General features: G+C 38.8%; 17 protein-coding genes. 6 read left to right on the top strand and 11 right to left on the bottom strand.

What is annotated here, in order from left to right; genetic code table 11:
* Positions 1–86: 86 nt before the first annotated feature.
* Entirely contained in the window at positions 87–2,732 is a 2,646-nt protein-coding gene (gene ppc, locus DK924_RS11425) for a phosphoenolpyruvate carboxylase (RefSeq protein WP_109875219.1), read from the bottom strand.
* A gap of 120 nt (positions 2,733–2,852) precedes the next feature.
* Here ppc and DK924_RS11420 point away from each other — a divergent pair, with 120 nt between their 5' ends.
* From DK924_RS11420 to DK924_RS11405, 4 genes are all read left to right on the top strand, one after another.
* Entirely contained in the window at positions 2,853–3,251 is a 399-nt protein-coding gene (locus DK924_RS11420) for a thiol-disulfide oxidoreductase DCC family protein (protein WP_054201268.1), read from the top strand.
* The gene (locus DK924_RS11415; RefSeq protein WP_109875218.1) at positions 3,248–3,973 is read left to right on the top strand and encodes an SDR family NAD(P)-dependent oxidoreductase; all 726 of its coding nucleotides are present in this window, start codon (positions 3,248–3,250) and stop codon (positions 3,971–3,973) included. Before DK924_RS11420 ends, DK924_RS11415 begins: the two co-directional genes overlap by 4 nt.
* Positions 3,974–3,984: 11 nt before the next feature.
* Entirely contained in the window at positions 3,985–4,593 is a 609-nt protein-coding gene (locus DK924_RS11410; RefSeq protein WP_054201270.1) for a flavin reductase family protein, read from the top strand.
* Between the two features lie 138 nt (positions 4,594–4,731).
* Positions 4,732–5,952, top strand: coding sequence for a Xaa-Pro peptidase family protein (locus DK924_RS11405; RefSeq protein WP_075170294.1), 1,221 nt, complete (start codon positions 4,732–4,734; stop codon positions 5,950–5,952).
* A gap of 286 nt (positions 5,953–6,238) precedes the next feature.
* On the opposite strand, the gene DK924_RS11400 is transcribed toward DK924_RS11405, so the two are convergent.
* The 5 genes from DK924_RS11400 to DK924_RS11380 form a co-directional block, all read right to left on the bottom strand.
* Entirely contained in the window at positions 6,239–7,024 is a 786-nt protein-coding gene (locus DK924_RS11400) for a tetratricopeptide repeat protein (protein ID WP_109875217.1), read from the bottom strand.
* A 575-nt stretch (positions 7,025–7,599) separates the two neighbouring features.
* On the bottom strand, positions 7,600–8,520 hold the full coding sequence (locus tag DK924_RS11395; RefSeq protein ID WP_109875216.1) for a hypothetical protein: 921 nt from the start codon (positions 8,518–8,520) through the stop codon (positions 7,600–7,602).
* On the bottom strand, positions 8,508–8,816 hold the full coding sequence (locus DK924_RS11390) for a hypothetical protein (RefSeq protein WP_109875215.1): 309 nt from the start codon (positions 8,814–8,816) through the stop codon (positions 8,508–8,510). The genes DK924_RS11395 and DK924_RS11390 overlap by 13 nt, the downstream gene beginning before the upstream one ends.
* 16 nt (positions 8,817–8,832) lie before the next feature.
* Positions 8,833–9,405 (bottom strand): hypothetical protein, encoded by a 573-nt coding sequence (locus tag DK924_RS11385; RefSeq protein ID WP_109875214.1) that lies wholly within the window; start codon positions 9,403–9,405, stop codon positions 8,833–8,835.
* Positions 9,406–9,651: 246 nt separating this feature from the next.
* Complete coding sequence (locus DK924_RS11380; RefSeq protein WP_109875213.1) at positions 9,652–10,101, bottom strand: hypothetical protein; 450 nt, start codon at positions 10,099–10,101, stop codon at positions 9,652–9,654.
* Positions 10,102–10,362: 261 nt separating this feature from the next.
* On the opposite strand from DK924_RS11380, the gene DK924_RS11375 reads away from it, so the two are divergent.
* Positions 10,363–11,019: a DsbA family oxidoreductase gene (locus DK924_RS11375; RefSeq protein ID WP_109875212.1), complete on the top strand. Its 657-nt coding sequence runs from the start codon at positions 10,363–10,365 to the stop codon at positions 11,017–11,019.
* Positions 11,020–11,029: 10 nt separating this feature from the next.
* On the opposite strand, the gene DK924_RS11370 is transcribed toward DK924_RS11375, so the two are convergent.
* The 5 genes from DK924_RS11370 to DK924_RS11350 all read right to left on the bottom strand — a co-directional run bounded on the left by DK924_RS11370 (position 11,030) and on the right by DK924_RS11350 (position 14,433).
* Positions 11,030–11,833, bottom strand: a complete 804-nt coding sequence (locus DK924_RS11370) for a transporter substrate-binding domain-containing protein (RefSeq protein ID WP_055011933.1) — start codon at positions 11,831–11,833, stop codon at positions 11,030–11,032.
* A gap of 73 nt (positions 11,834–11,906) precedes the next feature.
* Positions 11,907–12,185 (bottom strand): peptidylprolyl isomerase PpiC, encoded by a 279-nt coding sequence (gene ppiC, locus DK924_RS11365; RefSeq protein WP_008464312.1) that lies wholly within the window; start codon positions 12,183–12,185, stop codon positions 11,907–11,909.
* Positions 12,186–12,272: 87 nt separating this feature from the next.
* Positions 12,273–12,671 (bottom strand): thiol-disulfide oxidoreductase DCC family protein, encoded by a 399-nt coding sequence (locus tag DK924_RS11360; RefSeq protein ID WP_054201275.1) that lies wholly within the window; start codon positions 12,669–12,671, stop codon positions 12,273–12,275.
* A complete protein-coding gene (locus DK924_RS11355) occupies positions 12,671–13,198 on the bottom strand; it encodes a response regulator transcription factor (protein WP_109875211.1) in 528 nt (175 codons plus the stop codon). The genes DK924_RS11360 and DK924_RS11355 overlap by 1 nt, the downstream gene beginning before the upstream one ends.
* Complete coding sequence (locus tag DK924_RS11350; RefSeq protein ID WP_109875210.1) at positions 13,195–14,433, bottom strand: HAMP domain-containing sensor histidine kinase; 1,239 nt, start codon at positions 14,431–14,433, stop codon at positions 13,195–13,197. The genes DK924_RS11355 and DK924_RS11350 overlap by 4 nt, the downstream gene beginning before the upstream one ends.
* 365 nt (positions 14,434–14,798) lie before the next feature.
* On the opposite strand from DK924_RS11350, the gene DK924_RS11345 reads away from it, so the two are divergent.
* Complete coding sequence (locus DK924_RS11345) at positions 14,799–15,878, top strand: ketoacyl-ACP synthase III (RefSeq protein WP_109875209.1); 1,080 nt, start codon at positions 14,799–14,801, stop codon at positions 15,876–15,878.
* The last annotated feature ends 61 nt before the right edge of the window (positions 15,879–15,939 follow it).

Below are 15,939 nucleotides of genomic sequence, written 5' to 3'. Positions count from 1 at the left end.
AAGGTTGGCAAACGAAATACCAGCCTATTCAGCGTAAAAAAAGGGAACACGTCGCGTGTTCCCTTTAAAACTAATCTAATTTTGGATTAACCTGTATTTCGCATACCCGCTGCAATCCCCGTCATGGTGATCATTAAGGCATTATCTATATCGCTTTCATTACCTTTATCATCGCCACGAGAGCGACGTAATAGCTCAACTTGTAACACGTTAAGGGGATCAGTGTATGGATTTCTAAGCCCAATAGACTCTTTGATCCAAGGTTGGTCGGCTAATAGACTTTTTTGCGGGCTCAATGATTGCACTAAGGTTATCGCCTCTGCTAATTCCTCACGTAAGGCAACACCTAAAGGTTTATACATGTCTTCCACCAGCGCATTATCGTAGTGCTCACTTAACCAGCTATCCGCTTTACTAAATACCATTTCTAGCATTTCTAAACGAGCTCGAAAGAAAGGCCATTGCAAACTCATTTCGCTTAGGGTTTCAATCCCATATTTTTCAAGCGCTGCTTTAAGTCCGCTTAATGCGCCTAACCATGCAGGTAACATTAAACGATTTTGACTCCACGCAAATATCCACGGAATAGCGCGTAAGCTCTCTACCCCACCATTCGGGTTACGTTTAGCGGGCCTAGAACCTAATGGCAATTTAGATAGCTCCAATTCTGGTGTTGCCATTCTGAAGTAAGGTACAAAGTTTTCATCGTGGCGTACCACATTGCGGTAGTGCTCACACGATACATCACTAATTAATGCCATGACTTCGCGCCATTCATCTTTGGGCTCTGGCGGTGGTAATAAGTTACTTTGCAGCACCGCACCCGCGTATATGTTTAAGCTTTGCAATGCCACATTGGGTAAGCCAAATTTAAAGCGGATCATTTCGCCTTGCTCTGTCACCCTAAGGCCCCCTTTGAGTGAACCCGGTGGCTGCGAATGCAAGGCTTGTGCAGCAGGTGCACCGCCTCGACCAACCGTGCCTCCACGACCATGAAATAAAACCAGCTCAATAACGCGTTCATCCGCCAGTTGCACTAACTTGTCCATTGCCTCATATTGTGCCCAGCCAGCAGCCATCATACCCGCATCTTTGGCTGAGTCTGAATAACCAATCATCACATTTTGAGTATTTTTAATATGACCTCGGTACCACTCATTATTAAGCAATGTAGTAATAACATTATGACCATCGTTTAAATCATCTAAGGTCTCAAATAAGGGCGCCACGGGTAGTTCAAAACCGCAGCCTGACTCTTTAAGTAATAACTGCACCGCTAAAATATCAGAAGCAGTTCGGGCCATAGAAATAATATATAAACCAAAGGTTTTTGCATCTTGCTGCGCAATAACATCAAAGGTGTCGAGCACCTCTTGCACTTCAGGGCTAGGTTGCCAATGCTTAGGAATAAGCGGACGACGAGAGTTAAGCTCAGCAAGTAAAAAAGCCTGCTTATCTTGCTCTTGCCATTGGTTGTAGTCGCCAATACCTAAGTAACGAGTTAGCTCAGAAAATACATCACTGTGTCTCGACGAATCTTGGCGCACGTCTAGTTTTGCCAAACGCAGTCCAAAGCTATTTACTCGGTGGATCATATCCAGTAGTAAGCCATTGGCCACTACTTGCATATTGCACTTTAATAAAGAGCGATAACACACTTCAATGGGGTGCTTAATTTGATTAATATCGGTGATTAAATCTTGTGACTCAGTACGCTTATTTTTAATTTTAGCGCTTAAATGCATCACCGTTTCTGCAACTTGGTTTTTAATATCCTTCAAAACAGCACGGTACGGTTCAAACTCTTGCCCAGCTAATTTAATGAGCTCATCGCTGGCATCCGACATAGAAAGTTCAGCACAGAGCGTTTCTAAATCACGCTGGTATAAATCCAGTGCCATCCAACGGCCATGGTCGAGCACTTGCTTGGTTACTTCGGCGGTTACAAACGGGTTACCATCACGGTCTCCCCCCATCCAAGAAGTAAATTCTATCGGGCTGTAATCTGCTGGCAACTCCAAGCTTAAATGCTGTTTTACATGCTGGCTAAACTCACGTAAAAAACGGGGCACCGCTTCCCACAAACTGTTCTCAATGACTGCGTAGCCCCATTTAGCCTCATCTACAGGGCTTGGGCGTGAACGACGAATATCGTCAGTATGCCATGCTTGGCTAATTAACTGCGCAATACGATTTAAGATTGCTTCGCGTTCTTGCGCAAGATTGTCGGTACGCTCAAGCGATGCTAAACAATCGCTAAGTTCAACATGTTTATTAATAATAGTACGGCGAGTCACCTCGGTTGGGTGTGCTGTTAGTACTAAGTTTATGTGGAGTTTTGAGAGGGTTTCAGCTAAATGATTATGATTAAGCTGACCTTGTTCGGCCTTTGCTGCTAACGTTTTTAATGTTTGAGTGAGAGGGTTTAGTTGGCAAAAACCAACATCATTAAAACGTGATACGGTATGAAACTGCTCTGCAACATTAGCTAAGTTTAAAAAATGATTAAATGAACGGGCAACCGGTAAAAGCTCTTCATCACTAAGCGCATGCAGTACATCTATAAGCGCTTTACGATCGGCTTCATTGCCACTGCGAGATGATTTTGATAAAGCCCGAATTTCTTCTACTTTATCTAAAATATCTTGTCCTTGAGCATCTTTAATAGTTTGTCCTAATAATTGCCCAAGTAAATTTACATTACCTCGCAAGGCGGCATATTGTTCACTCATTTTTAGCTCTCCTTTGTTTCTTTAAGACCTATTAATATCATTATGTTTACTTATTTAATAGATCCATTTGCAACAGCATGTCGTAAAAAAGCATATGTAAAATAAACACAAAGCGATGACATGATCATTTTTTACGATGGTAATTGCCCCCTTTGCAATGCAGAGATGCAGCATTTAAAACGTGCCGATGTTGATCATAAAATTACACTAGAAGATTTAAATTCTGATGACTTTAGTGAACGTTTTCCCGCAATCGATAAGCAATACGCCATGAATATACTGCACGCCCAAACTGATAATGGGCAGATAATTTACGGCTTAGACGTGACTTATCAAGCTTGGCGTACTGTTGGCAAATATCCTTGGCTCAAAATTATTCGTTTGCCCGTCATTCGTTTTTTTGCCGACCATGCTTATACTTTCTTTGCAAAATACCGTCATCATATTAGTCGTTTTTTAATGCCTAATGCACAGTGCAACTCAGGTCAATGTAATATCAAAAGCAAAGGTGAAAAATGAAAACAGTGATTTTATTTGGTGCCAGTAGCGCCATTGCCCAATCTTACGTTAATCACTTAAACCAACAAGCAACACAATTTAATATTATTTGTGTCAGCTCATCGAACATTGATCACAGCGATATAAACGTAAACTATTTTCAGAGCGACTATTCAGCGCAAAGCCTAAACGAGCTAACCGAGTCGTTAAAATCCCAGCAAGTAGATATAGCTCAAGTGATTATATTTAATGGTCAATTACACAACGACCAGCACATGCCAGAAAAAAAGCTTGAAGAAATCAACAGTGATTATTTTATGCAGCTTATGCACTCTAATACGCTTGTACCCCTGCTGTGTTTACAAAGTATAGTGCCGCTGCTTAACCACAAAACTCACTGCACAATTACCGCTCTGAGCGCTCGTGTAGGTAGTATTAACGACAATAAATTAGGTGGTTGGTATACCTATCGCTCATCAAAATCAGCACTTAATATGCTATTTAAAACAGCCGCCATTGAGCTTGCTCGTCGCGCTAAAAATACTAAACTGATTTTATTTCACCCAGGTACGACAGATACACAGCTTTCTAAGCCATTTCAGAAAAATGTTCCTGCAGATAAACTGTTTACCCCTGAGTTTGTTGCCCAGCAATTATTTAAATTTACTTACGAAAATCCACAATTAGAACTTAACAACGAACCTGCCTACCTAGATTGGCAAGGAAACACCATAAAATGGTAAGGAATTAACACATGCATTTTTCCAAAGACCGCATAGCCGCGCTTGAAAAGCACACACGTACGCATTTTATAAATTCATTGTCAGGGTTTAAAAGTGCTAACTTAATAGGCACACAGGATGAGCAAGGTAATACCAATTTAGCCATCGTTAGTTCGGTTATTCATTTAGGCGCACACCCACCACTTGTTGGCATGATCATGCGCCCGCACAGCGTACCAAGGCATACATTTGAAAATATTATAGAAACAGGCGTTTACACTATTAATCAAGTAAATAGTGACATTTACCAGCAAGCTCACCAAACCTCGGCACGTTACGCTAAAGATGAGTCTGAGTTTGATGCTACGGGGTTAAAAACAGAATACTTAAATGAGTTTAACGCTCCATTTGTTGCACAAAGTCGACTTAAATACGCGGTAAAATTTGTAGAGAATCAACATCTAGCAGTTAATGGCACTGAGCTGGTTATTGGTGAAATAATGGATGTGTATGTAGATGAATCAGCACTCCAAAGTGATGGCTTTTTAGACTTACAAGCCATCGACACAGTTGCAGTAACCGGATTAGATAGTTACCACACGGCAAATAAGCTCACTCGCTTACCCTACGCGAAAAAATAGCCCTAGGTTATCAAGCCCTTTCGATAAGTGACTTGATAACCCACCCCCATTTTTTGAGCCCTTTGTTCACTAATCGCAATTAGTTTGAATTTAAACTGTTAAACCTACACACTATGCAAAATTTTGTAGGAGAAATATATGACGACAGTTGGTATTGGTACTCACACACCCGAGCAAGCACTTGCTAGTTTAAGTAATATGACTCACTCAGTAACGCCAATTCAGGCCGATGAGTATTTAGCGCGTATGGCCAAAGCACAAGCCTATATGCAAGCGCACAACATTGATGCCATTTATTTAAACGCAGGTACCAACTTAACTTATTTCACCGGAATGAAATGGTATGCCAGTGAACGACTTGTTGGCGCTATTTTACCTGCCGTAGGTGATGTGCAATACATTGCTCCACATTTTGAAATTGGCTCTTTAAATGGCTTTAAGGTTATTGATGGCCCAATACACGGCTGGCAAGAGCATGAAAACCCATTTGAGCTATGTGTTAAAGTGCTTAAGCAGCTCAATATTAGCGACACCGCTACCGTTGGTATTGATGAAAGCGCACAGTTTTTTATTTTTGATGGTATCAATAAAGCCAGTTCAGGGTTAAAACTGGTGAACGCACAACCAGTCACTGCGCATTGTAGAATGCATAAATCAGCCAATGAATTAGCATTAATGCAATGTGCCATGGATATGACTTTAGCGGTTCATCAGGCTACAGCGAGCATGCTTTATGAAGGTATTAGCACCGTAGAAGTCGAAGAATTTATAAAAAAAGCCCATCAAAAAGTAGGAGCCCCAGGTAATTACTTCTGTATTGTATTGTTTGGCCTTGCCACCTCATTCCCACATGGCGTAAAAGATCCACAAATTTTGAAAAAAGGCGACATGGTGCTTATCGATACTGGATGTAAAGTGCACGATTACCTTTCTGATATTACGCGTACTTATGTATTTGGTGAAGCAACCAGCCGCCAACGCCTATTTTGGGATTTTGAAAAAGCGGCACAATTAGCAGCTTTCAATCAAGCAGCCCTTGGCGAAACCTGTGAATCGGTTGACGAAGCAGCCCGCAGTTACTTAGCAGCTCAAGGCTTAGGCCCTGAATACCAAACACCAGGTTGTCCGCATCGTACGGGCCACGGTATTGGCTTAGACATTCACGAATGGCCATACCTAGTTGGCGGTGACAAAACCCCGCTTGCCACAGGCATGTGTTTTAGTAACGAACCTATGCTGGTTATTCCAGATGAGTTTGGGGTTAGATTAGAAGATCATTTTTACATGACAGATGACGGTCCGCGCTGGTTTACTCAACCGAGTCATAGCATTGACGACCCGTTTGGCTTAAACAGCTAACCTGAAAACATTCAATAAAAGAGCAGCACTTTTGCTGCTCTTCTTATGTTTACCTTGAGCTAGCCCAGCTTATTTTTTATAAACTAAGCAAGTAATTTAATTCCTATTGCTATCTATTATATAATTAATTTCAACATAACTAGAGCCAGTATAAAAAAATAAACTTTAGCCTTGTAAGACAACCTCATACTTATTTAGGAGCACTTTAATTGTTACACACCAGCTGCATTGACTGAAGACATTCTAGAGAAATATACCTAGAGATAATAATAAAAAGCACCTGCTATTAGTGTTTTTTGTTAGCTTTTATAAAATCAATTTCATCCAATAACCTTATCGCAAAACTGTGCCCTTCTCTGGCAGCTAAGTTCAAATAATGATCTCTTTTTATTTCATTATAAATAGGAGAGTTTGACAATCCATATATTCCAGATAGTAAATAGAACTTCTCCCTTTTGAGTAATTTAAAATTGTAGTCTATTAAAAATAAAGCAACTGACTGTGCTTTTTTATCACTTTGTTCAATTAAACTTATATTGAATAATGTATCAGCATACTGAATCGCGCTTTCCTCACTACCATTTTTAGCAGCATAACTTAAAAGTTTGAGTATATGCTCTTCATCCTTATACTTACCGATTCTATACATTTCATACAAGTTTAGTATTGCATCAACACTCCCCCTATCAGATGCGAATTTAAGATATTCAATGCCATTTTCAATATCATTTAGTGGACTATCATCTACTAAAAGTGTTCCTAATAAATAGGCTGCAGATATATCTCCATTGTCCGCTGGTATCTTTAAGTGATGGTATGCTTTATCGTTATCTTTATCTAAACCATAATCGCCAAAGTAATAAATAACCCCGTATAAATAATTTACCTTAAGTGGATTAGTAACTTTGTTACGCTCCAATGCATATAATATTTGAGAAACGTTTAGTCGCCTATTATGTAAAATATCATTTTCAACCATTTCAATTGTTACAAGGTGCTCTTTTTCGAAACCTTTACCTGAAATAACATTGCTAACCAATAAAAAAAATAATATTAGAATTTTTTCCTTCATTCAGCTACGTCTCCTCTAGTAGCATCTAACCTTAGAATTTCAAGCATCGAGTTCCAAGGTGTATTACTGTTATTAATGATGGGATATTCATATTTGACATAAGATTGTAAGCCAGCTGCTATAATATTGACCTCTCCTCCTATCACTCTAGAGCTATTCATATAACCTTTAGTAGTAAGAGATTTCAATCCCGCTTCTATTCACAGGGGGGCAGGTTCGTTGCTTCACAATACTACTCATATGCTAATATCTGAACAATTATGACAAAGTATTATGAAGTAAGTGATCTGACCCCTATTATTTTTTCTTCGTTAGCATTAATACGCACAAACAACCCTGAACTAATACTGGTAATATTTGTGATCTTCCCACTAACATGGCCTTTGCCAAAAATTGCAATTGCATCAGCAGAAAATAAAACACTAATAAATACAAACACTCTTAATAACACTTAATTTAATATTCTTATTAAAATAACTATTATGATAAAAAGCAAAAAGAAAAACCTGACCCTATTTTTCCTTGTTCCCTTTGGCTTTCTTTACACCTATTTATTTGTTCTTATGGTGGGCCCATTAACTTTTTGACTTCAACCATGTATTGATTTTATCTCTCTTCAATTCAAGTTTTATCTTCAAGCTATCGATTTTTTCTTTCGAGATCCCTACAACCTCGTATATTTCTCTAGCTCTTCCATATTCACTTTTATTTATTAAATTATTAGAACAATTATTTAATATTGTTTCGTAAATTATGAGTCTCCCTTGAGATGCAGACTCTACAAATTTTACATATTGCTCAGCGGTCATTGACTCACAAAACTTTATGTTTAAGTCTAGAATGAAACTTATATCTATTCTGTCTAGGCCTTTCATTTTTCTCAAAAAAAAGTCAAACCCCTCTACATAATATGAATTGAGGATACTATTTTTTATATCCGTTCCTAATGATTTGTAGAGAACATTTTTTTTATTCTTTTCAAAAAAACTTCTTGGAGTAGATCTTTCAACAAATGTTTTAAATTCAGTTATTGCTGTAATTTCATTTTCCAATAACTTTGTTAAATAACTTTTCATTTGCCGATTACTGTAAGGTAATAAAAGCTGAAATAAATGAGTATCTATATAAGCAACAGCCCACTCGAAGCAATCTAGGGAGTCAACTCTATCGAACTCTAATATATAACCTTTACTAAGTAATATTGTAATTTTTTTGTAAGCTTGAAGCTGACATAAACCTTGTGCATATAGTGTAGGCGTATTGTAATTTCCTTTAAGTTCATCATAAAGATCCAAGACCTTGTTATTAAGCTCATTAGTATAAAGAAAATAATGGGCAATCAACGGTAAATTATCTATATAAAGCTCCGTAACTTTCACCTTATCTTCTTTAGCTTGGGTTAATAAATCAATATAAATGATATCTTGAGCAGCCCCAAAAGTAGCATTACAATAAACTAACAAATTAATAATAAGTACAAACTTTATCCTCCGCATCCAACAACCACCTTTTCACTAATTGAGCATGCTGCCGCCGCTCGGTAATACGTAAATGAAGCACTTACTATGGATGGCGCAAATCCATTTGATAGATACCAACCTGTTCCTTGTAACTTCATAGTTGGAAAATCTATTACCGTCATTTCATTTTTCAGAGTAAATCTAGGTTTTGGGCTAGATATACCAATTGGTGTCCACACTTTCTTAGCTGCTTCATCTAAACAAATTTGCATTGCTGAGCAAATTACTTTTTTCGCAGAATCTTCCCCCCAAAAACTTATATCTGCTTGCACACCTGAACCAGGATATCTATTGTTTATATACCATCAGAATCCTTATCAGCGATTTGGCTACCTGAGTCTTCCATGATTTGTTTTTTAGGGTCTCACTAATAATTTTTAATTCATTCGCTACAAATTTAATAGCACTTGTTACGGCTCCGTTAACAAATTTACTACCTGTTATTTTTGAGACAGTCCTTCTAGCAAGAGCTTGAAGAATGACACGGCTCGGTGAATTATTAGTATTTACTTTTCCTTTCATTATACCAGCAGTAACAAACCCATGACCGAAATTACTACCTTGAACATCAGATATGGTCCCACCAGCGGCTGCATGAACTGCCATTTGAGTACCTGTATTCTCAATACCATACTCTTTAAAGCTGCCGCCTATTGCGCCAAAAGCAGCCCCAGAAAAAGCACCTGACAAAGCGCCTTTTAATATACCAGATGCAATTGCACCAGCCATAGTAACGGAAGTAGTCATTCCTGCACTAATAACCCAGCTCGTTGCCCATCCGCTGGCAAGACCGGCGGTAAAATAGGTTGTGGCAACGGCAACTATAACCTTCAAATATTTTCCTAAAGCTTTGAAAAACACCCGCTCGCCAGCAGGGTCAGGTCTTGCATCTTGCCTTCTACAATGAAAATCAAAAAGAGAGAGCTGACTCTACTATCTCCTCAACCAATTAAATAATGATTACCGTGAGTGCTTGTAGCTTGGATAAAAATGTGGGGTTCCCTCAGGTTCTGACCCTATTTATTCCTTGGTTTAATCATCAGGCAAGGTAAGTAAATCATCAACTATTCCTAACTTACTAAGCAATGAAATGAATCTTGACTTTTTTTATCTATCACATATTGCGCATCCATAACTACCGAAAAAAACAACGTACTCAATCCCTTTTTCATAATTCAATCTATCTCTTTTTATTCGCGTAGTGCAAGTTTTGACTTCAAGAGGTTTAAATATTACATCTCCCTCAAGTGACGAAAACTCTGCATTTTTAAACGATAATAGGTTGTCAAACGGATTACTCGTTGAATACATGTCTTTTACTCTATAAAACTTAAAAGCATGCTCAGTAAAATGAGTTTCATCAAAATAATTTGAAATTACTTTACTTTCAAATGCCGTATTATTTCTTAAAACAACACTCGGATTGCAATATACCACCTCGCAAATAGTATATACTTCGGCTTCAATAGCTTTAGGTGGTTTTTCAATCGTATTTGAAAAGCATACCTGTGAATTAACTAGTAAACAAAATAGAGCTAAAAATCTATATTTTGACATCTATTTACTTATGACTGCAAAGTGACCATTCAAGCTTAAACTTGAATATAAAACAATCTAGTTCATTAGCTGCAATAAGTGTTTTATAGTGTATGCGTTTAGTTGAAAGGCTTTATAGACAAACTATATTTAATCACTGCTAAGCAAACTAACTGATAACTAAATACTATGGCTAACTTTAAATAAATTAGTTAGCAATTTGTTTTTTACACTAGTTGATTAACAATCATGCTATTACAAAGCAATCCTTAAAGGACTCCTATGAAAAACTTTAAAATAGATATCGTCTCAGATGTAATGTGCCCGTGGTGTATTATCGGTTACAAGAACTTAGAAACCGCATTGACCGAGCTAAAAGAGGAAATGAGTGCGGATATTACATGGCACCCTTTTGAGCTTAATCCAGATATGCCACTTGAAGGGCAAGACTTAGACGAGCATTTGCAGCAAAAATACAGCTTAACCGAAGAAGAAAGCGCGCGAAATCGTCAAAACATGGCAGATGCGGGTGAGCGAGCTGGGTTTACCTTTAATTTTGACGGTAAACGCATCATGATCAACAGCTTTGATCTTCACCGCTTGCTAATGTGGGCTCGTGAAGAAGACAAGCAAACTGAGTTGAAATTGGCGTTTTTTGAAGCACACTTCACCGATTTAAAATATTTAAATCAAGAAGATGCATTACTGGATGTGGTAGAAAGTGTGGGCCTTAACAAAGACACAGCCCGTGATATTTTACACTCAGATAAATACGTACAAGCGGTTCGCGAAGAGCAAAATAACTTTAAGCAAATGGGTATTACTTCAGTGCCTACTTTCATTATAAATGATAAGTATGCGCTTACCGGTGGGCAGCCGAGTGAGTCGTTTATTCAAGCACTTAAGCAAATAAGCGAAGAAGAAGCTAAGCAAGATTAGTTAACAGGCCCTAATGCTTTAGTTTAAATACAGTTCGCTGACTTAAACCAAGCCCGTCCTCAACATCATGGTAAAAATGCGTGTAGAGGGCATCAAGCTCACCTTTTTGTTCTAGCTTTGTTAAACCCTGCTGTAATAAGTCGATAATTGCTTTATTTTTTTCGTTTGCATAAAAGTAATAAAAATTATCGTACTGCAGCATAATATGTGGCTCAACTACAAAGTTGTATTGTGGGCTTTTTTGTATTTCAGCTCTAATCGCAGTTACTGAACGAGGAAAGTAATCGCCAAGTCCTTCATCTAACGCTTTTAACATGCTTTCATAACTCAAATCACCATTAACTGTTAAGCCATTGTTCTTTAATACATAATAATCAGACCAACTTTGCTTTTGTAAGGCTATAAACGGCTTTAGTTGTTCAAGGGTTTTTATATCTGAAAATTCGCCAAGCCGGCTTTGTTTTATCATCAGTAAACGTTTTGAGTGCAAGCCATTGTATATTGGAAAGGTTGTGTGTACGAGGCTATTTGCTTGCTCTTTTGACATACTTAACCAAGCAAAATTAATAGCCCCATCGTGCTTTAGCTCTTCTAATACTCGCTTGGTATTCATCGGCTCAACACTATAACTAATATTAAGTTTTACATTCATCTGCGCAAAGCTTTTTTCTAATAAGCTCAAAACATAGTGGTTTCTTGGCATATTAGGTGTGCTTGGTTTTCCTATTTTTAGCGTCACAGTTTGCTCGCTGCCACATGCAAAAAAAGACAGGGCAATGAGGATAACACTGCAGCATAAATTAAATAGCTTCATAGTCATTCCAAAGTGCTTTAGCAGTTATAAAATGAGAAATAGTAAGTATAGCGGGAACTTAAAATTCCGCTTTTTATGTGCGATAAAGTACTTTAATCACATGCCAACCAAATTTTGTTTTTACCAAATGTGGCTCTAAAATTGCTCCACTAAAAGCAACTTTATCAAACTGCGGTACCATTTGGCCGCGTCTAAACTCACCTAAATCACCGCCCTTTTTGCCCGATGGGCAAGACGAATATTTTTTAGCTAAGGTTTGAAACTTTGCGCCTTTGCCTAATTGCTTAATGATGTCTTCTGCAATCTCTTTATGTTTTACTAAAATATGCAATGCGTGCGCTGTATTTGCCATGAAAAAGCCCTTAAAACCTATTTACTAGTAATTAAACGCCGCGATTTTAGCACAGCCTAAGTAATCCAGCACTTGCTAAAAATGTAGTTATAAGTAGTGATCTTCATCTTTTTGTTGAGGAATTCGACAGTACTGGTATTTACCAAATAATGTATAACGGTTTTTAGCCACTTTGTTATAAAGCCAATCAGTCAGCTTTCGTGGTAATAACTTAAATACGCTAAGCAACTTCCACGGATACCCTAACTGGCTGAACACTCGAAAAACGGCTTGGCTGCGGGTATATGGCTTTTGTGCTTCTATATAAATCATCGAAGTAAAATCGGTAGTGGAAAAACCAAATTGAGCAAGTAGCGTTTGCCCAGCCGGCGATTGCACGCTGCACAATTTAAATTTAATGCTCGGATCGTGAGCTATAACAAAATTGCACCATGCACTACACAGCTTACATTGCGCATCAAATAAAATAATTTTTTGATTTTGCATTACTGCTGCACTGGTTTTTTTTGTAATTTACGCTGTAGTGTCCGCCTATGCATATTTAGCTGCCTTGCGGTCATTGATACATTACCATTATTACTGTGTAAAACATGTTGAATATGTTCCCACTCTAACCGCTCGGGCGACATAACCCCCTCAGAAATTTCAGTTACTGCCGAACTTGCCACCTCAACTTTAAGTGCTTTTAATAAACTTGCCATATCAACAGGCTTAGTTAAATAGTCATTAGCACCTAAACGCATCGCCTCTACGGCTGTAGCTATACTTGCAAAGCCAGTCAGCAATACAATATGTGCATGAGTGAGTAAATGCCGCAGCGGTGCAATAAGCGACAGTCCATTTTCATCAGCCAGTTTCATATCTAATAAAATACAATCAGGCTGTTGCTGGCGAGCCTTTAGAAGTGCATCAGTTTGATTATGAGTGATCTCGCAGTTAAAACCGTGCTTAGTTAGCCGCCGTGCCAACGTTGTCGCTAAATTAATATCATCCTCAATAATAAGTAGCTTCATGCTTTTGTCTCTGCTGTTAATAGTGGCATCGTTATCTTTGTAACCGCTCCGCCTTCGGGGTGATTATATACCGTTAACGAGCCATTTAACCGCTCAAATGTCACATTTGATAACATAACTGCGATCCCCATGCCTTGCTCACTAGGCATTAACTGCCCACCTAACTCTGCTAACTCTGAGGATGAAAAACCAGCACCAAAATCACGAATAATTAACGCAATGTTTTGTGCGTCAGGTTGCTGCCAACTTAGTTCAAGTTGCACTTGGGCGTGTTTTTGATTAGCAAGTACTGCATTTTGTAATAAATTTAAAATTGCAGGTAACAGCATAGCGTCACTTTGTAATGTGGCTTCAGGTGACTCGTTAAGCCAGTTTATTTGTTGATTGGGGTATTGTAATAGTAACGTATCATGAATTTGATTTTGCAGCTGCTCTGCTTTAATGGGTGCTTGAGTGTTTTTATCTCGTAACTGCATTGAGAGCTTTCTAAAGTCGTTAAGCTGAGTGCGGCATTGCAATAGCGGCGTTTGCATTTGCTGAATAACTTCATTGTTAGGATGCTCTTCTAAAAGCTCTTCAAATAATAATTGTAAATTAGCAATTGGTGTTGCTAATTGATGAGTAATTTGCGCTGCTGCGCCATCAAGTGTTACCAGTTGTTCATTGCGTAACTGTTTTTCTCTAACTTTGGCAATAGTGCGTTCACGCTGTTGCAAAGCGCGGTTCATAGCCCCTATCACTAGCGCTATTACGCAAGCACTTATAACAAAATTAACCCACATACCAATAAAATGACCATTCATATTCATTTGGTGCATACTGTGTTCGGGCATTTTAATTAATAATAAGCTATAGGCGGCAATGGCCAATACAGCAATATAGGCAAGCCCTCGAGCGCTTAGTGTGATTGCAGCTATCATAATTGGCAGCAACAATAACGACACAAATGCGTTAGTTGCTCCGCCGCTTAAAGACAACAAAATAGTTAAAAAAAGCACATCGGCGGTCAGTTGCATTAACATGCCAATTGGCTTTGCTTGGCTTACATGCCGGTAGGCAAATACACTGGCTAACTGAAAAACCGCCTCAACAGCAATAACCCCTAACAACGGCATAAGTGCAATTTGATGTTCTAGTAAAAAATACACACTGAGTACCGCAATAAGCTGAACAACGATGGCACCACTGCGCAGCATTAATAATCGGCTAATAGCTGGGTCGGTTTTAATTAACACAATAGGGTTCCTGGATACACTGGGTTTCATTATTCATGATTAACATGCTTTTTTTATTGTAATTATTATACACTAAACCGCCTTATAGTATCCGCTCGCATAGCTGCACTCAAGCATACGTCAGAAGTACTTTAAGCAAGTGTTGAAGGTGATGGACTAGCTTATAAAAAGCACCTAAGCTAAACACTCATTTAATTTACAAAGTAAAAACTTACAATTGACCTTTCACTAAAAACACAACAAACAATTGGTAAAATAGCAGTAATTACAGCTCTATAGCTGCTATAAACTAGAGTTAATAGCTAATTTTTGTTATAACGTATTCATAAGACGAACACGTCATACCACTTTTAAGAGAACACACTATGCCTTACGCACATATCACTGGTTGGGGCAAATGCATTCCACCAGCCAGCATCAGCAACGACGAAATAAGTGAAATTGTAGATACCACCGATGAGTGGATCACCACGCGTACCGGTATCAAAGCCCGTAGAGTTAGCCATGTAAGTACTGCCGAGCTTGCTAGTGTGGCTGCAAAACATGCTATTGCTTGCGCTGGCGTAGATGCAAAAGATATCGATTTAGTTATTTTAGCAACGTGCTCCCCCTCAACAGTAGTTGCAAACACTGCCTCATTAGTACAAAAAAATATTGGCGCCACTGGCGCTGCAGCCATGGACACCAATGCAGCATGTTCTGGTTTTTTATATGCTTTACAAGCTGCGACAGCGCAAATTCAAGCCGGTATGATCAAAAAAGCCGTAGTTATTGCCGCTGAACGCATGACTTGGTATGTAAACTGGGCGCGACGCGACAGTGCTGTTTTATTTGGTGATGGTGCCGGTGCCGTTGTACTTGAAGCAGCAGAAACACCTGCAGGCTTATTAGGAACTAAAACCGGCTGTGACAGCGAAGATCGTGATATTTTACACATTACTAATTTTGGCAGTGATTTAAATAAATATGAGCCAATTGGCCCATCAGACCTTTTATTTGAAGGGCGTGAAATATTTAAACGTGCCGTTAAAGGTATGAGTGAAGCCTGTGACGACGTGCTTGAACAAGCCAACCTTAAGTTAGACGATATCGATGTACTAGTTCCGCATCAAGCTAACTTACGCATTATTCAAGCAATTCAAAACCGTTTAAAGGTTGAAGACAGTAAAGTAATGGTTAACATTGGCGAATACGGTAATACCTCTGCTGCAACGATTGCCATTGCGCTGTGCGAAGCCGTTGAGCAAGGTTTAATTAAGCCGCATGCCAATATTATGTCGGCTGCATTTGGAGCAGGCCTAACGTGGGCGGCAAGTTATATCAAATGGGGCGAGCGAGTAACACCCATTGCTGTTAGCAATGCTAAACTTCCACCGTGTGATAAAACAGGTTTAGAGCTTGTTGCACCAGCTGTAAAAGCGTGTAAAGACGCAGAGCCTAGCTAAAAGCTAACATTACACCAAGCAAATATGTATTGATAAACAGCGCACTGCTTTCAGTGCGCTT

It is taken from the genome of Pseudoalteromonas sp. meg-B1 (assembly GCF_003173795.1).
GTDB classification, from domain to species: Bacteria; Pseudomonadota; Gammaproteobacteria; order Enterobacterales; family Alteromonadaceae; genus Pseudoalteromonas; species Pseudoalteromonas undina.
This window is presented reverse-complemented; position numbering and strand designations above follow the sequence as displayed.

Excerpts from the sequence above, each read along its gene's own strand:
- ppc (WP_109875219.1), bottom strand. The coding sequence starts at position 2,732 with ATGAGTGAACAATATGCCGCCTTGCGAGGTAATGTAAATTTACTTGGG.
- DK924_RS11420 (WP_054201268.1), top strand. The coding sequence starts at position 2,853 with ATGATCATTTTTTACGATGGTAATTGCCCCCTTTGCAATGCAGAGATG.
- DK924_RS11415 (WP_109875218.1), top strand. The coding sequence starts at position 3,248 with ATGAAAACAGTGATTTTATTTGGTGCCAGTAGCGCCATTGCCCAATCT.
- DK924_RS11410 (WP_054201270.1), top strand. The coding sequence starts at position 3,985 with ATGCATTTTTCCAAAGACCGCATAGCCGCGCTTGAAAAGCACACACGT.
- DK924_RS11405 (WP_075170294.1), top strand. The coding sequence starts at position 4,732 with ATGACGACAGTTGGTATTGGTACTCACACACCCGAGCAAGCACTTGCT.
- DK924_RS11400 (WP_109875217.1), bottom strand. The coding sequence starts at position 7,024 with ATGAAGGAAAAAATTCTAATATTATTTTTTTTATTGGTTAGCAATGTT.
- DK924_RS11395 (WP_109875216.1), bottom strand. The coding sequence starts at position 8,520 with ATGCGGAGGATAAAGTTTGTACTTATTATTAATTTGTTAGTTTATTGT.
- DK924_RS11380 (WP_109875213.1), bottom strand. The coding sequence starts at position 10,101 with ATGTCAAAATATAGATTTTTAGCTCTATTTTGTTTACTAGTTAATTCA.
- DK924_RS11375 (WP_109875212.1), top strand. The coding sequence starts at position 10,363 with ATGAAAAACTTTAAAATAGATATCGTCTCAGATGTAATGTGCCCGTGG.
- DK924_RS11370 (WP_055011933.1), bottom strand. The coding sequence starts at position 11,833 with ATGAAGCTATTTAATTTATGCTGCAGTGTTATCCTCATTGCCCTGTCT.
- ppiC (WP_008464312.1), bottom strand. The coding sequence starts at position 12,185 with ATGGCAAATACAGCGCACGCATTGCATATTTTAGTAAAACATAAAGAG.
- DK924_RS11360 (WP_054201275.1), bottom strand. The coding sequence starts at position 12,671 with ATGCAAAATCAAAAAATTATTTTATTTGATGCGCAATGTAAGCTGTGT.
- DK924_RS11355 (WP_109875211.1), bottom strand. The coding sequence starts at position 13,198 with ATGAAGCTACTTATTATTGAGGATGATATTAATTTAGCGACAACGTTG.
- DK924_RS11345 (WP_109875209.1), top strand. The coding sequence starts at position 14,799 with ATGCCTTACGCACATATCACTGGTTGGGGCAAATGCATTCCACCAGCC.